The organism is Anoxybacteroides tepidamans, from assembly GCF_014201465.1.
Taxonomy (GTDB): Bacteria; Bacillota; Bacilli; order Bacillales; family Anoxybacillaceae; genus Anoxybacteroides; species Anoxybacteroides tepidamans.
On record NZ_JACHEP010000025.1, the window covers coordinates 1 to 14,968 of the forward strand.

Consider the following 14,968-nt stretch of genomic DNA (forward strand, 5'->3'; position numbering starts at 1 on the left):
ACACACCCGTTCCCATCCCGAACACGGAAGTTAAGCTCTCCAGCGCCGATGGTAGTTGGGGCCAGCGCCCCTGCAAGAGTAGGACGTTGCTAGGCTGTATATAAATACAAAATATTCCGCAATAGCTCAGCGACGAGCGAAACATCGGTGAATCTGCTACGAGTTGCCTCGACGCAGCCATCATCCTCGAATCGTCTCGAAGAGGAAGAGGCAGTAGAAATAAGAAAGGAAAACGATGTTGCAATTTAGTAATTATGTTTTCTAACATATATTCCGCAATAGCTCAGCGGTAGAGCAACCGGCTGTTAACCGGTAGGTCGTAGGTTCGAATCCTACTTGCGGAGCCATGCTTCCATAGCTCAGTAGGTAGAGCACTTCCATGGTAAGGAAGAGGTCACCGGTTCAAGCCCGGTTGGAAGCTTGTATTTATTATTATTTTTTTGGCCCGTTGGTCAAGTGGTTAAGACACCGCCCTTTCACGGCGGTAACACGGGTTCGAATCCCGTACGGGTCACTTTCTTTTTGTTTGGAGGATTAGCTCAGCTGGGAGAGCACTTGCCTTACAAGCAAGGGGTCGGCGGTTCGATCCCGTCATCCTCCACCATATAGTAGATCGCAGGACCAGCTTAGCTCAATTGATAGAGACGAGCGAGGCTTCTATGAATAAGCTACGAGTTGCCTCGACGCATAGTATATTGGAATATGCTGGTAGAGGAAGAGGCACAACACGGCCGAATACGCTACAGTGAGTGTAGTTTTAGTTAGCATACTGCTCGAGCTGCTGCTTGGTAAAGCATACTGAGGGCGAGACGACGATAATTAAGAAATGATTTATAAAGCAATGTTTTAAAATTTTATTAAGCCGGCTTAGCTCAATTGGTAGAGCAACTGACTTGTAATCAGTAGGTTGCGGGTTCAAGTCCTGCAGCCGGCACCATCCTCTTGTGGAGGGGTAGCGAAGTGGCCAAACGCGGCGGACTGTAAATCCGCTCCCTGTGGGTTCGGCGGTTCGAATCCGTCCCCCTCCACCATTTATACATAATATAATAAAACAACGACGTTATTTCACTGTTTGTATCTTGAAATAACTTTTTTATTTGTCTTTTGGCCGTATGATTTGTTGTTTATGTGGGATAATAACGCTTGGGATTATTAAGATTTCGTGGATTTTCTACAGAAATCGCCAAAATAATTTCTGCGGTGTTGATTATACAAAGCGTTTCATTATGTTTTTAAATCGTAATATCAATGTCGGAACATTTCCCGAATTTCCTAATAGACACTCAAGAAATGTTCCTTAAGTGATTTGCGAATTTAGTCATTGTCGACGATATTTCGCAAAATTTCTGAAGGAAATTTTTCAAAATATCGTTTTGCGTTGCTAGTTCGTGAAGTTAATTCTATGATGTTAATTCATGAAGTTGTATCAGTGGGCTATAGCCAAGCGGTAAGGCAACGGACTTTGACTCCGTGATGCGCTGGTTCGAATCCAGCTAGCCCAGCCATTAACATATATTACGAGCCATTAGCTCAGTAGGTAGAGCATCTGACTTTTAATCAGAGGGTCGGAGGTTCGAGTCCTCCATGGCTCACTTGATGCGGAAGTAGTTCAGTGGTAGAACACCACCTTGCCAAGGTGGGGGTCGCGGGTTCGAGTCCCGTCTTCCGCTTCATTAACATATTGAGGGGCCTTAGCTCAGCTGGGAGAGCGCCTGCTTTGCACGCAGGAGGTCATCGGTTCGATCCCGATAGGCTCCATAAAAAACCCCTTAAATCCTGTGGATTTAAGGGGTTTTTTATGCATATTTGCAATCGAATAAATATTCAAAAAAGTGTCGAGTTGAGTCAATGTTCGATGATTCGATACAATATAGGCAGTGTAAGGGGAAGGAGAGACATCATGAAAAAAATATCGATTATTGGTGTTCCAATGGATTTAGGTCAAACACGACGCGGTGTCGATATGGGCCCAAGTGCGATTCGCTACGCGGGAGTTGTCGAGAGATTGGAGTGCCTCAATTATGAAATTGAGGATTTAGGTGATATTGCGATCGGAAAAGCAGAACGAGTCGACGATGAAGGAGAGCGATTGAACTTACGTAATTTGAAAGCCGTTGCTGAGGCGAACGAGAAATTGGCTCAGACGGTAGACGAAGTGATTCAAAAAGGAAATTTCCCGCTCGTATTAGGCGGCGATCATAGTATTGCGATCGGTACGTTAGCGGGTGTAGCTAAACATTATAAAAACCTTGGCGTCATTTGGTATGATGCCCATGGAGATTTAAATACAGCGGAAACGTCCCCATCAGGAAATATTCACGGTATGCCTCTAGCCGCTAGCCTTGGATTAGGCCATCCAGCGCTGACGCAAATTGGCGGGTACAGCCCGAAAGTAAAGCCGGAAAACATTGTGTTAATCGGGGCGCGAGCGCTTGATGAAGGCGAAAAACGGTTGATTCGTGAAAAAGGAATTAAAGTGTACACGATGCACGAAATCGATCGCCTCGGTATGACAAAAGTGATCGAAGAAACGATTGCTTATTTAAAAGAGCGTACCGATGGCGTACATTTGTCATTAGATTTAGATGGCCTTGATCCTCACGATGCTCCTGGGGTAGGGACGCCGGTCATTGGCGGGCTTACATATCGGGAAAGCCATTTAGCGATGGAAATGTTGGCAGAGGCTCAGCTCATTACATCTGCGGAATTTGTGGAAGTCAATCCGATTTTAGATGAACGAAATAAAACAGCTTCTGTTGCAGTGGCGTTGATGGGTTCGCTTTTTGGCGAAAAATTAGTATAACATTTTGTACAGCAGGCGAAAAAAAATCTGTCTGCTGTTTTTTTCTGTAAATATGTTAAAATAAATAGTGCGTCGAGAAGCGAAACTTTTTTTTGCTTCAAAACGTATACAATAATAACCGCAATGAGCGGGGGTATTATGAATTATGGACATGTTTGTGAAAAAGCGAATTAAAGCGATTCAAAAAGGAGATCAAAATGCGTATGCCGAAATTGTCGAGCTTTATAAAGATAAGGTATATCGGTTATGTTATCGAATGCTCGGAAATCGGCATGAGGCAGAAGATGCGGCCCAAGAAGCTTTTATTCGAGCGTATGTAAACATTGATACGTATAACCCAACGATGAAATTTTCTTCGTGGCTTTATCGGATTGCAACGAATTTATCGATTGATAAACTGCGCAAAAAAAAGCCGGACGTTTATTTGGACGAGGAAGTAAGAGGGACAGAAGGATTAACAGTGTATTCCCAACTTCCTGCAAAAGAAGCTTCTCCCGAAGATACAGTAGAAAGTTTAGAGTTACAGGAAACGGTTCAACAAGCGATTGAAAAGCTTCCGGAAAAATACCGAAGTGTGATTGTGCTAAAATATATCGAGGATTTATCATTGCAGGAAATTAGTGAAATCCTTGATTTGCCGATCGGGACCGTCAAAACGAGAATTCATCGTGGAAGAGAGGCATTAAGAAAGCATTTGGGACATTTATGAGAGGTGAAAACGAATGAAATGTCCGGATAAGATCATCGAATGGATGCACGATTACTTAGATGGCGATATTGTTCCTGATCATGAGAAGGCGTTACGGGAACATTTGCAGCATTGCCCGGAGTGTTCTCATCATTTTAATAGTTTAAAAAAGACAGTGGCGTTTATTCAACATGCTTCCCATCTTGCCCCGCCTTCCGATTTTACGAAGAATGTGATGGCCAAACTGCCAAAAGAAAAGAAACGGGTTCGTATCGGAAGGTGGTTGAAAAATCATCCGTTTATCACAGCTGCTTCTTTATTTGTTGCTTTAACGGTTGGCAGCCTTTTTACGACGTGGAATCAAGGACAGCAGTTTTCTGTTTCGACGCGGGAAAATGTCGTCATTCAAGGTCATACCGTCATTGTTCCAAAGGGAAAAACAGTAGATGGCGACATTGTGGTACGTAACGGAACGATTAAAATTGAAGGAAAAGTGAATGGAAATGTCACCGTGATTCACGGGGAAAAATATTTAGCTTCCGCCGGACAAGTAACTGGAGAAGTGGAAGAAATTAATGAGGTATTCGATTGGGTTTGGTATAATATAAAAAGTGTAGTGAAAGATTTGTTTGAATGAAAGGCCGTCTCTTTTGGCGGCTCTTTTTCTGTATGTGATATAATAAAAGAGCTGCGTAAATAAAATATAGCGGAATCAGAATAATAAAGGAAGTGTGAGAATGCCTTTTGGAGAGCTCCCGGTGTTGAGTTATATAACGAAAGTCGTCGATATTCTTCTTGTTTGGTACGTCATTTATAAGTTAATTATGGTGATTCGCGGAACGAAAGCGGTCCAGCTTTTAAAAGGAATCATTCTCATTATATTGGTGCGGATTGTCAGTAATTTTTTAGGTCTTAGCACGCTGCAGTGGTTAATGGACCAAGCGTTAACGTGGGGATTTTTAGCCATTATTATTATTTTCCAACCGGAGTTAAGGCGGGCGCTTGAGCAACTAGGGAGGGGAAAGCTATTTTCAAGAAGCACTGTTCCGGAAGAAGAAGAGCGAGCGCAAATGGTGGAAGCGATTATTAAGGCGACGGAATATATGGCGAAACGGCGCATTGGCGCTCTTATATCGGTGGAACGCGAAACGGGCATGGGTGATTATATTGAAACGGGAATTCTTCTTAACGCTCAGATTTCATCGGAATTATTAATTAATATTTTTATCCCGAATACGCCGTTGCACGACGGGGCGGTCATTATTCAGAAAAATCATGTGGCCGCAGCCGGCTGCTATTTACCGTTATCCGAAAGCCCGTTTATTTCAAAAGAATTAGGGACGCGCCACCGTGCTGCATTAGGGATCAGCGAAGTGACCGATAGCGTGACGGTTGTAGTATCGGAAGAAACGGGTGCTGTATCAGTGACAAAAAACGGGGAGATGCATCGAGATTTAACTCCGGAGCAATTTCGCGAATTGCTCATGAAGGAGTTAATACCGGCAACGAAGACAACTTCCTCATCCCGTTGGCAATGGAGGGGGAAGAAACATGGATAAATTAGATAAATTAATGAACAATCATTGGTTTATGAAAATTTTTGCGCTTTTATTAGCGATTATGTTGTATATGTCTGTCAATATTGAAGAAAAAGAATCGAAATCAGGCATTACACGCAATTCGATCGGTCAGACAGACGTTGAAACAGTTACCAATGTTCCCGTCGTCACATATTATGATGAGCAAAATTTAGTCGTGTCAGGTGTTCCGAAAACGGTGAACGTAACGTTAGAAGGACCGGCCAGTATTTTGAAGCCGACAGCGTTGCAGCGGGATTTTGAAATATATGTCGATTTAACGAACTTAGAATTAGGGACGTATACGGTTCCGCTCAAATATAAAAATATTTCCGATAAACTGACGGTGAAAATTGAACCATCTACAGCGAAGGTAACGATTCAAGAAAAAGTTTCACGAGATTTCTCCGTTGATGTTGATTTTATCCATAAAAATAAACTGGACGATGGATATTCGGCTGAAGAACCGATTGTGAAGCCGAGTGTGGTGACGATTACAGGGGCTAAAGATGTCATGGAACGAGTGGCGTTGGTGAAGGCCAGAGTCGATTTAGACGGAGCGGCGGATACTGTGAAGCAAGAATCACGGGTGATGGCGTATGACCGAGAAGGAAAGATTCTGAATGTAGACATCAATCCGTCGGTTGTGGAAGTAACGGTACCGATTAAAAGCCCTAGCAAATCCGTTCCGTTAAAAATTAACCGGATAGGAACTTTAAAAAAGGGGTTAAGTATTGTTAAAATTGAAACCGTCCCAAATGAAGTGACGATTTTCGGATCGAAGGACAAGATCGACTCGATTGAATTTATCGACGGCATTACAGTGAACTTGGATGAAATTACAAATGATACAACATTTGAAATGAAAGTTCCGTTGCCGGAAGGCGTTAAAAATGTGGATCCTTCGAAAGTAAAAGTTTATATACAAGTTCAAGAGGAACAGACGAAAACATTTTCATCTCTACCGATTCAGGTCTTAGGGTTAGGGGATCAATATACGGTTCAGTTTTTAGATCCGCAAGATGGAACGATGGATGTTCAAGTATATGGTGCTCCTAGTGTATTAAGTAGTATTCAAGCAGATGATATCCAGCTATATGTGAATGCGAATGAACTAGGGGTTGGTGAACATGAAGTAGAAGTGGAAGTGAATGGTCCGCAAAACATTACATGGGAGTTGCCGAAAAATAAAGTGAGAATGCGAATTAGTCAGCGATCATGAAATAAAGGAGAGATCATTGTAATGGGTAAGTATTTTGGTACTGATGGGGTACGCGGAATAGCGAACAGTGAATTAACACCTGAGTTAGCGTTTAAAATCGGCCGTTGCGGCGGTTATGTATTAACAAAAGATAAAGAGCGACCAAAAGTGTTAATCGGGCGCGATACGCGCATTTCCGGACATATGTTGGAAGGAGCACTTGTGGCTGGATTGCTTTCGATCGGAGCGGAAGTCATGCGCCTCGGCGTTATTTCGACGCCAGGCGTAGCTTATTTGACAAAAGCGTTAGGAGCGCAGGCCGGCATTATGATTTCGGCTTCGCATAATCCTGTTCAAGATAATGGCATTAAGTTTTTTGGTCCGGACGGCTTTAAGCTGTTTGATGAGCAAGAAAGAGAAATTGAAGAGTTGCTAGACAGCCCGGAAGATACATTACCAAGACCAATCGGTAAAGATTTAGGCCAAGTGAACGACTATTTTGAAGGCGGACAAAAATATTTACAATATTTAAAACAAACGGTGGACGAAGATTTTTCAGGGCTTCGCATTGCGCTTGATTGCGCGCACGGAGCGACTTCTTCGTTGGCGACGCATCTTTTTGCCGATTTGGAAGCGGATGTATTAACGATGGGTGCTTCGCCAAACGGAATTAATATTAATGAAGGGGTCGGTTCTACGCATCCGGAAGCGCTAGTTGCATTTGTCAAAGAGAAAGGGGCAGATGTAGGATTAGCATTTGATGGAGATGGCGACCGGTTAATTGCGGTTGATGAACATGGGAATGTTGTCGACGGTGACCAAATTATGTACATTTGCGCCAAATTTTTAAAAGAATATGGCCGTTTAAAACACCAAACGGTTGTATCGACCGTTATGAGCAATCTCGGGTTTCATAAAGCATTAGAGGCACAAGGAATTAAAAGTGTGCAAACAGCGGTCGGCGATCGGTATGTAGTCGAAGAAATGAAGAAAAATGGATACAATTTAGGCGGTGAACAATCGGGACATATTATTTTCCTCGATTACAACACGACAGGTGATGGCTTATTAACGGCTCTTCAGCTTGTCAACATTATGAAAATAACGAAAAAGCCGCTTTCAGAGTTGGCAAGCGAGATGCCAAAATATCCGCAGCTTTTAGTCAATGTGAAAGTGGCCGATAAACATCAAGTGATGGAAAATGAGAAAGTAAAAGCCGTCATTCAGGAAGTAGAGGGCGAGATGAGCGGAAATGGCCGCATTGTTGTTCGTGCCTCTGGAACAGAGCCGCTCGTTCGAGTGATGGCGGAGGCGCCGACGGAAGAGGCATGCCGAAATTATGTCGAGCGAATTGCCAATGTGATTAAAGAAGAAATGGGAATTGAATAATGACGATTTGTCACAAACATCCTATGCATAAATGGAACGTTGTATTCCATTTATGCATATTTTATTTTGTAACGAATATTACAGTTGACGCTTACGAGCGTGTTACTGTAATATTAACGTTGTTGTGATTTAAGAGAGAAAGGTGGGTAGGAGAGTTTATTTTTTGGAAGCGCCTGGGCTAAGCGGCGGTCGGAAAACCGCTTAGTTGACGAGGAGGAGGTTGATCGAATGTTCGGCGGATGCCTCCCGGTTGTTGCGATTACAGCCGCAAGCCTTTCCTTAAAACAAAGAGGCGACTCTTTGCACAAAGGGGAAGGTATAATCGCAATCTTTCATCATGAAAAGGGGCAAGAAACATGCCCCTTCTTGCCCCTTGAAAAACAGGGAGGAACGATTTATGTGCGGAATTGTTGGATACATTGGAACACAAGATTCAAAAGAAATTTTATTGCGCGGACTTGAAAAATTGGAATACCGCGGCTATGACTCTGCGGGCATTGCGTTATTGAACGGACAAGGCGTGCACGTATTTAAAGAAAAAGGCCGCATTGCTGATTTGCGTGCGATTGTAGCGGAAGATGTCGATGCGACGATCGGAATCGGCCATACGCGTTGGGCGACACATGGTGTGCCAAACCGAACGAACGCCCATCCGCATCAAAGCGCATCGGGACGTTTTACGCTCGTGCATAACGGCGTTATTGAAAACTATGAGCTGTTAAAACGTGATTATTTAGCGGATGTTTCGTTTAAAAGCGATACGGATACAGAAGTGATCGTTCAGTTAATCGAAACGTTCGTCAACGATGGGTTAACGGTCGAAGAAGCGTTCCGTAAGGCGCTTTCTTTGCTGAAAGGTTCTTACGCAATTGCGATGATCGATGCAGAAAATGATGAGGTCATTTACGCAGCGAAAAATAAAAGCCCGCTTTTAGCCGGGTTAGGCGAAGGGTTTAACGTTGTGGCGAGCGATGCGTTGGCCATGCTTCAAGTGACAAACAAGTATGTAGAATTAATGGACAAAGAGATGGTCATCGTCAAACTTGACAGCGTAACGATTCAAAATTTACGCGGAGAAACGATTGAGCGTGCGCCATACATTGCCGAATTAGATGCAAGCGATATCGAAAAAGGCACATATCCGCATTACATGTTAAAAGAAATTGATGAACAACCGCTTGTGATGCGCCGCATTATCCAAAAATATCAGGATGAAACGGGCGCGTTAACGATTGATCGTGAGATTGTTAATGCGGTGTTAGAAGCGGATCGGCTGTATATTATTGCGTGCGGCACAAGCTATCATGCAGGATTAGTAGGCAAACAATTGTTGGAAAAATGGGCGAAAATTCCTGTTGAAGTGCACATCGCGAGCGAGTTTTCATACAACATGCCGTTGTTATCTGAAAAGCCACTATTTATTTACATTTCACAAAGCGGTGAAACGGCAGACAGCCGTGCGGTGCTCGTGCGCACGAAAGAGCTTGGCTACAAAGCGTTGACGATTACGAATGTGCCTGGTTCTACATTATCACGTGAAGCAGATTATACGCTTCTTCTTCATGCCGGTCCAGAAATTGCGGTAGCTTCGACAAAAGCGTATACGGCACAAATCGCGGTGCTTGCGATTTTGGCAGCAATAGCAGCAAAAGCAAAGGGTATTGCGCTTGATTTTGATCTTGTGAAAGAATTGGGAATCGTTGCGAACGTGATGGAAATGCTTTGCGATGCGAAAGAAGAAATGGAGAAAATCGCCCGCGAATATTTAGCGACGACGCGCAATTGTTTCTTCATCGGCCGCGCGGTTGACTTCTACGTTGGGCTTGAAGGTGCGTTGAAATTAAAAGAAATCTCTTATATCCAAGCGGAAGGGTTTGCCGGCGGTGAGTTGAAGCATGGTACGATCGCGTTGATCGAAAACGGTACGCCAGTCATTGCGTTGGCGACACAAGAGCATGTGAACTTAAGCATTCGCGGCAATGTGAAAGAAGTGGTGGCTCGCGGTGCAAACCCTTGTATCATCTCGATGAGAGGTTTGGAAACAGACGAAGATCGCTATGTGATTCCAGCCGTTCATCGCATGTTAACGCCGCTTGTTTCCGTCGTGCCGTTGCAGTTGATTGCCTACTATGCGGCATTACACCGCGGCTGCGACGTCGACAAACCACGCAACTTAGCGAAGTCGGTAACGGTGGAGTAAAGCTTAGAAGAAATGATATGAAAATTGTAGACAGCTAATACATCCCGTCCTGGGGCAATAAAAACTGTCCAGGGACAATAATAAATGTCCATGAAGCCGAGCGTGGTTAGGGTTTTGCCTGGATCCATGCTGGGCTTCTTTTTTTGTTGATAGTTATACAGGGGAGAGTGGGATAGGAACGGGAGCTGATATATCAAGCAGTTTCCCAATATACCCCCTCCCGCTATGATCCGATTAAGCTTCTCCAACTAATCACTCAAATTATTTCCCTAGACATTTCCCAACGTTCCATTTTCGTGCTCCCTGCCGCCTTTTCGACTAATTCCTTCCAATTCGACGGACACTTTTTATTTTCCTGGTATTTTGTACCAACTGGCTCCTCAAAACCTGAAAACCCTTGCTGCTGTAGGCGAGAGAGGCGGTGAGGGGAACGTTGTGGGATGGACATGAATTATTGTCTCTTGACAAGGTTTGTAAAAAGCAATTAAACTTTGCCCAAAGCCTAAAAAGTCATGTGACGAGCCGAGCGAAATTCAGGTATCCATTCCTGTTTTTCCTCGGCTTTTTTCGCCGCTTCACTAGGTTCGCAAGACGCGAAACTTCCTGATAAATCAAGCATTTTCTCGATTTTTTACTCTGATATCTTTTCCAAAGCTTTTGCCTCCATTTGTAAAAATCATGACCATAGAGGTTCCATGTCAAGCCACGGTCTTTTTCCAGCGAACGGTTCAGCTCTATTTAGCAAAAACAAAAGGATGTAACGGATACATTACGCTTTTGAACGAAATGGGCAATTGACCTGAAACAAAATGCATGTTAACATTTCCTTACGAACGTTCGGAAGGATGATTCGATGACTTCACAGCAAATCAAGGAAGTTTCTTTAAAGCATTTCGCACAACATGGATATGAAGGTGCCTCGTTGGCACAGATCGCCGATGATGTAGGGATTAAGAAACAATCGATTTATACCCATTTCAAAGGAAAAGACGAGCTTTTTCTGCAATTATGCAGTGATGCATGTGAGAACGAATTGCGGTTCGTTATGAATTTTATCGAAAGCAACTCTGCTCGGCCGTTAAAGGAGTTTTTATTTGATTTTCTTTTGAAATATATAGACCGATATGAGAAATGTGATTCCGCCAAATTTTGGATCCGCACAGCTTTTTTTCCGCCGCTCCATCTCTACCGTCAGGTGATGAAACATGTTTACAAATACTTGGATAAGTTGGAGGAACTGTTGCTTCCGATCATGAAGAAGGCGGTGGCAAAAGGAGAAGTGAATCCGACCATCGGTGAACAGCGGGCCACTGTTGCATTTTTGGCATTATTGGACGGAATATTTGTTGAGATGATATACGGAAGCCCCGAACGCTTGCGGAGAAGATTGGATGCCTCCTGGTATCTGTATTGGCGTGGACTTTCGGGAAATTGACAACCGTTTTTGGAGGAAATTGAATGAATCGATATTGGGCATGGGTTGTTATTGCTGGTCTTATTGAGGTTTTGTGGGCGATGGGGCTGAAGCATTCAACGAACTTGATTTCTTGGGCTGGCACTTTTTTTCTAATCATCTTATCCTTTGTTATATTGATTCAAGCCACAAAAAAAGTTCCTGTTGCTACCGCATATGCTGTTTTTACGGGGATAGGAACAGCGGGGACCTCTTTGGTTGATATCATCTTTTTCGGAGAACCTTTCAGTTGGACGAAAATCCTATTCCTCCTTTTGCTCCTCATCGGCGTATTAGGTCTAAAACTGGTCACCGCCGAAACGGGCGGGAAGGAAGGAGGGGTATAAATGGGATGGACATTTCTTGTTTTGGCTGGAATGTTTGAAGTAGTTGGCGTAATGGGTATGAATCTCATCATGAAACATGGAAAATGGCAATCTTATCTCGTCACCATGATCGGATTTGTCATAAGTTTTTGTTTTTTGGCTTCAGCTATGGAAACCCTCCCGATGGGGCTGTCCTATGCCGTTTGGACAGGGATTGGAACAATCGGGGGAACCGTCGTTGGCATGTTGTATTACGGGGAACCGAAAGACTGGAAACGGATTTCATTTATCGGAATCATCATCGTTGCAGTGATTGGATTGAAATGGACATCCTGAAAAGAGGGATGAACATATGGACTGTTGTGCTTCGACAAACCGAAAGAAAACCAACAGAGCGAGTTGTATGCATTGCGGGCAAAACGGAAGACATGTGCCGCTAATCACGCTGAAATCCTTGCTAAAACTGCGGCTTTGGCAACGTTCGACCCTGAATGCGATTTGCGCCTTTTGCCCGAACCCGTCCTGTGTGACGGTCTATTTTGCGTTGGATGCTTCGCTAACCTTTACCTCGGAAGACTTGAAAGTGCCTGTGTTTCAAAAGGATTCGGCGATGGCTGTCCCGTTTAGTTACAAACAATCAGAATATTGCTGATATTGTAAATCAAATTAAAGCTCAATTGAACAATGAGTCAGAAAAATTTGCGGTGCAGTCTAATCAAGAAGGTGATGATTTCGCAAAAGAATTTCATAGTGATCTTAGTAGCTCTTACAAATCCGCAATAGCGCATATGACTATGTAAAACAGTTTAGTATCGTATATAAGTTTATCTACAAAAAATAAAACTGTTCCCTGAACACGAGTGAAAATCGGGTAATGCCTGACTTCGCTCGTGTTTTTCTTTTATTACAGGGGATAAGCATTCAGCATATGAAAGGAGAAATTCAAATGACGAACAAAGAGAAATTTGAAGGTTTTGACTTTAGTCATAATCCATATGAACGAGAGCACGTGAACGTTGAGGAGATGAAGATGTCGACAAAGCAAACGCTAAAATCGGAAGCATGTCTAAAGATGAACAAGAAGCTATAGCTAAAGCAATGAATTCGATCTATCAAAAACTTGCAAATTTCGTACATCCTATTTTGTTCGTTGACAAAAAACTTGCAGCATGTTGAAATCACTCATCACTATAGTTATGTACAAAAATCTTGATAAATCAACGATTGAAATGCTTGGAGAAATCCAAGTCTTTTTCTTTTTTTCTGCTCAAAAAGGCTCAGCTTTATTTAAAGCCTTAGGAGAGTAGGGAGTATTAACGGTTGTTTTGTTGAAAAATCAGAGATAAATTTTCGGCAAAAAAAGTCAAAATTTCCTTTTTCATATTTAGTACTCTATAAGCAAAGAAGGAAATTTGCACAATACTTCAGATTTTTGCTGGATTAACGCGCAAAAAACGTTTGGATTTGCAAAAAATGGCCATTTTGTTCCGGAATAACGTACTAATTTACAAGAAAAGGGCAAATAAACATCGGTGATTTATCATAGAAGGTAAAAAATAATGGAGACGCAGTGGTAGTTGACGAAGGGCTCATTAGCTCAGTTAACTGGGCTTTTTTTATTGAACAAATAGCAAAAAAGGGGAAACTACAGTTTTTTAATTGAATCCTTTTCATAAGGTGATTGTATTATTTGTTAAAATATATTACATATAATTGTTATAAATAATATCATTCGAAAGAAATTTAGTTAAAATGCACAAAAAAATATTCAAAATTGTAAATATCCTCTAATGTTAAACTATTAAAAAGCATATATAATAAGAATATATTACGTGTAATGTTATAAAAATTAACATAAAAATTAAGATTGGCATATAAGGGGTTGAACAAATGAGGACATTATTAATAAAAAATGCCAAAAACATCATTACGATGGACGAAAAGCGAACGGAATACCCAGGCGGCAGCATGTATGTTGTTGGACAAGAAATTAAAGCGATCGGATATGATTTGCCTTTTGAGACAGCGGACACTGTTATTGATGCACGTGGAAAAATTGTTTATCCGGGGTTAATCAATACACATCATCACTTATATCAGACTTTCACTCGAAATATCCCTTGGGTGCAGAATGTTGAGTTGTTTGATTGGTTAATCACTTTGTACGATATTTGGCGCCATTTAAAGCCAGAAGATGTGTATTTAAGTGCTATGGTCGGATTAGGCGAATTGCTTAAAAGTGGCTGTACAACAACCGCTGACCATTTTTACGTGTTTCCAAATGGAGTAAGTGGGGAATTAATCGATGAAGAAATACGGGCAGCGCGTGAGATTGGAATTCGTTTTTACCCAACTAGAGGTTCTATGAGTTTAGGTAGATCAAAAGGGGGATTGCCGCCAGATGAAGTCGTTCAAAGCGAAGATGTTATTCTTCGAGATTCCATGAGGGTTATTGAAACCTATCATGACCCTAGTAAATTTTCAATGTTGCGGGTAGGTGTTGCACCATGTTCGCCATTTTCAGTTAGTAAAGACTTGCTTCGTGAATCAGCAAATTTAGCCCGCAGTTATGGTGTTCGGATGCATACCCATTTGGCGGAAACGATCGATGAAGAGGACTTTTGCAGAGAAAAGCTTGGCATGCGTCCGTTAGAATTAATGGAAGAAACAGGTTGGGTTGGCGGTGACGTGTGGTATGCGCATGGAATTTGGTTTAATGACAAGGAAATTGCAAAGCTAGGTGTTTGCGGCTGCGGAGTTGCTCATTGTCCGAGCAGCAATATGAAAATGGCATCCGGAACGATGCGAATTATGGACATGTTACATGCAGGAGTAAAAGTGGGATTTGGTGTCGATGGTTCATCTTCCAATGATTCATCTAATCTATTACTTGATTTAAAAATCATGAACTTGCTCCATAATCTTCAGCATGGAACAACAGCGCTGAGCGCTGAAGATTGTTTATCGATTGCAACGAGAGGTTCGTCTAAAGTGCTTGGCTGGGAAGATGCCATTGGTTCCTTAGAAGTCGGCAAGGCTGCAGATATGTTTTTGATCGATACGAATCGATTAGAGTTTGCCGGTGCTCTCTTTAATGATACGGCGCTTCCGATTCTTGCGGGCACACCGCAAGTTGATATGACCATCGTTGGCGGGAAGATTGTTGTAGATGAAGGGCGTCTCGTGAATATCGATGAAGAACAATTTGCCATTCGGGCGCAAAAAGCTGCCGAAAAAATGCTGGAAACGGCTGCAAAGCATACAAAAGTCAATTATAGAAAATCGAGATTAACAAACTCAGCTATTCTAACAAAATAATTATGAGGAGGGA

At 42.5% G+C, this 14,968-nt stretch carries 12 protein-coding genes, 10 tRNA genes, 1 rRNA gene and 1 pseudogene; all 24 read left to right on the plus strand.

Annotated elements, in window-relative coordinates:
* Window positions 1-95, plus strand: a 5S ribosomal RNA gene (gene rrf, locus HNQ34_RS14855); the annotation flags it as partial.
* Between the two features lie 177 nt (window positions 96-272).
* A tRNA-Asn gene (locus tag HNQ34_RS14860) sits at window positions 273-347 on the plus strand.
* Between the two features lies 1 nt (window position 348).
* A tRNA-Thr gene (locus HNQ34_RS14865) sits at window positions 349-421 on the plus strand.
* 21 nt (window positions 422-442) lie between these two features.
* Window positions 443-514 (plus strand) — tRNA-Glu (locus tag HNQ34_RS14870).
* A 14-nt stretch (window positions 515-528) separates the two neighbouring features.
* Window positions 529-604, plus strand: a tRNA-Val gene (locus tag HNQ34_RS14875).
* A 257-nt stretch (window positions 605-861) separates the two neighbouring features.
* Window positions 862-937, plus strand: a tRNA-Thr gene (locus HNQ34_RS14880).
* 9 nt (window positions 938-946) lie between these two features.
* Window positions 947-1,031: transfer RNA gene (locus HNQ34_RS14885), tRNA-Tyr, on the plus strand.
* Window positions 1,032-1,430: 399 nt separating this feature from the next.
* Window positions 1,431-1,505 (plus strand) — tRNA-Gln (locus tag HNQ34_RS14890).
* A gap of 14 nt (window positions 1,506-1,519) precedes the next feature.
* Window positions 1,520-1,592: transfer RNA gene (locus HNQ34_RS14895), tRNA-Lys, on the plus strand.
* 6 nt (window positions 1,593-1,598) lie between these two features.
* Window positions 1,599-1,670: transfer RNA gene (locus tag HNQ34_RS14900), tRNA-Gly, on the plus strand.
* A 15-nt stretch (window positions 1,671-1,685) separates the two neighbouring features.
* Window positions 1,686-1,758 (plus strand) — tRNA-Ala (locus tag HNQ34_RS14905).
* Window positions 1,759-1,900: 142 nt separating this feature from the next.
* Window positions 1,901-2,803 carry an arginase gene (gene rocF / locus HNQ34_RS14910; protein WP_183255958.1) on the plus strand — a complete coding sequence of 301 codons (903 nt, stop codon included), beginning with the start codon at window positions 1,901-1,903 and terminating at the stop codon, window positions 2,801-2,803.
* A 145-nt stretch (window positions 2,804-2,948) separates the two neighbouring features.
* Entirely contained in the window at window positions 2,949-3,512 is a 564-nt protein-coding gene (gene sigW, locus HNQ34_RS14915) for an RNA polymerase sigma factor SigW (protein WP_183255960.1), read from the plus strand.
* 13 nt (window positions 3,513-3,525) lie between these two features.
* Window positions 3,526-4,128 carry an anti-sigma-W factor RsiW gene (gene rsiW, locus HNQ34_RS14920; protein ID WP_183255962.1) on the plus strand — a complete coding sequence of 201 codons (603 nt, stop codon included), beginning with the start codon at window positions 3,526-3,528 and terminating at the stop codon, window positions 4,126-4,128.
* Window positions 4,129-4,228: 100 nt separating this feature from the next.
* The gene (gene cdaA, locus HNQ34_RS14925) at window positions 4,229-5,050 is read left to right on the plus strand and encodes a diadenylate cyclase CdaA (protein ID WP_183255964.1); all 822 of its coding nucleotides are present in this window, start codon (window positions 4,229-4,231) and stop codon (window positions 5,048-5,050) included.
* Window positions 5,043-6,290, plus strand: coding sequence for a CdaR family protein (locus HNQ34_RS14930; RefSeq protein WP_246364237.1), 1,248 nt, complete (start codon window positions 5,043-5,045; stop codon window positions 6,288-6,290). Before cdaA ends, HNQ34_RS14930 begins: the two co-directional genes overlap by 8 nt.
* Window positions 6,291-6,311: 21 nt before the next feature.
* A complete protein-coding gene (gene glmM / locus HNQ34_RS14935) occupies window positions 6,312-7,658 on the plus strand; it encodes a phosphoglucosamine mutase (RefSeq protein ID WP_183255966.1) in 1,347 nt (448 codons plus the stop codon).
* Between the two features lie 397 nt (window positions 7,659-8,055).
* Entirely contained in the window at window positions 8,056-9,858 is a 1,803-nt protein-coding gene (gene glmS, locus HNQ34_RS14940) for a glutamine--fructose-6-phosphate transaminase (isomerizing) (RefSeq protein WP_183255967.1), read from the plus strand.
* Window positions 9,859-10,711: 853 nt separating this feature from the next.
* The gene (locus HNQ34_RS14945) at window positions 10,712-11,293 is read left to right on the plus strand and encodes a TetR/AcrR family transcriptional regulator (protein WP_183255969.1); all 582 of its coding nucleotides are present in this window, start codon (window positions 10,712-10,714) and stop codon (window positions 11,291-11,293) included.
* A 23-nt stretch (window positions 11,294-11,316) separates the two neighbouring features.
* A complete protein-coding gene (locus HNQ34_RS14950; RefSeq protein WP_183255971.1) occupies window positions 11,317-11,658 on the plus strand; it encodes a DMT family transporter in 342 nt (113 codons plus the stop codon).
* Window positions 11,659-11,973, plus strand: a complete 315-nt coding sequence (locus HNQ34_RS14955) for a DMT family transporter (protein WP_183255973.1) — start codon at window positions 11,659-11,661, stop codon at window positions 11,971-11,973.
* A 67-nt stretch (window positions 11,974-12,040) separates the two neighbouring features.
* On the plus strand, window positions 12,041-12,289 hold the full coding sequence (locus HNQ34_RS14960) for a hypothetical protein (RefSeq protein ID WP_246364239.1): 249 nt from the start codon (window positions 12,041-12,043) through the stop codon (window positions 12,287-12,289).
* A gap of 264 nt (window positions 12,290-12,553) precedes the next feature.
* Window positions 12,554-12,774: pseudogene (locus tag HNQ34_RS14965) on the plus strand (MerR family transcriptional regulator); the annotation flags it as partial.
* A 753-nt stretch (window positions 12,775-13,527) separates the two neighbouring features.
* The gene (locus HNQ34_RS14970) at window positions 13,528-14,955 is read left to right on the plus strand and encodes an 8-oxoguanine deaminase (protein WP_015375174.1); all 1,428 of its coding nucleotides are present in this window, start codon (window positions 13,528-13,530) and stop codon (window positions 14,953-14,955) included.
* Window positions 14,956-14,968 lie beyond the last annotated feature (13 nt).

Excerpts from the sequence above, each read along its gene's own strand:
- rocF (WP_183255958.1), top strand. The coding sequence starts at position 1,901 with ATGAAAAAAATATCGATTATTGGTGTTCCAATGGATTTAGGTCAAACA.
- sigW (WP_183255960.1), top strand. The coding sequence starts at position 2,949 with ATGGACATGTTTGTGAAAAAGCGAATTAAAGCGATTCAAAAAGGAGAT.
- rsiW (WP_183255962.1), top strand. The coding sequence starts at position 3,526 with ATGAAATGTCCGGATAAGATCATCGAATGGATGCACGATTACTTAGAT.
- cdaA (WP_183255964.1), top strand. The coding sequence starts at position 4,229 with ATGCCTTTTGGAGAGCTCCCGGTGTTGAGTTATATAACGAAAGTCGTC.
- HNQ34_RS14930 (WP_246364237.1), top strand. The coding sequence starts at position 5,043 with ATGGATAAATTAGATAAATTAATGAACAATCATTGGTTTATGAAAATT.
- glmM (WP_183255966.1), top strand. The coding sequence starts at position 6,312 with ATGGGTAAGTATTTTGGTACTGATGGGGTACGCGGAATAGCGAACAGT.
- glmS (WP_183255967.1), top strand. The coding sequence starts at position 8,056 with ATGTGCGGAATTGTTGGATACATTGGAACACAAGATTCAAAAGAAATT.
- HNQ34_RS14945 (WP_183255969.1), top strand. The coding sequence starts at position 10,712 with ATGACTTCACAGCAAATCAAGGAAGTTTCTTTAAAGCATTTCGCACAA.
- HNQ34_RS14950 (WP_183255971.1), top strand. The coding sequence starts at position 11,317 with ATGAATCGATATTGGGCATGGGTTGTTATTGCTGGTCTTATTGAGGTT.
- HNQ34_RS14955 (WP_183255973.1), top strand. The coding sequence starts at position 11,659 with ATGGGATGGACATTTCTTGTTTTGGCTGGAATGTTTGAAGTAGTTGGC.
- HNQ34_RS14960 (WP_246364239.1), top strand. The coding sequence starts at position 12,041 with ATGCATTGCGGGCAAAACGGAAGACATGTGCCGCTAATCACGCTGAAA.
- HNQ34_RS14970 (WP_015375174.1), top strand. The coding sequence starts at position 13,528 with ATGAGGACATTATTAATAAAAAATGCCAAAAACATCATTACGATGGAC.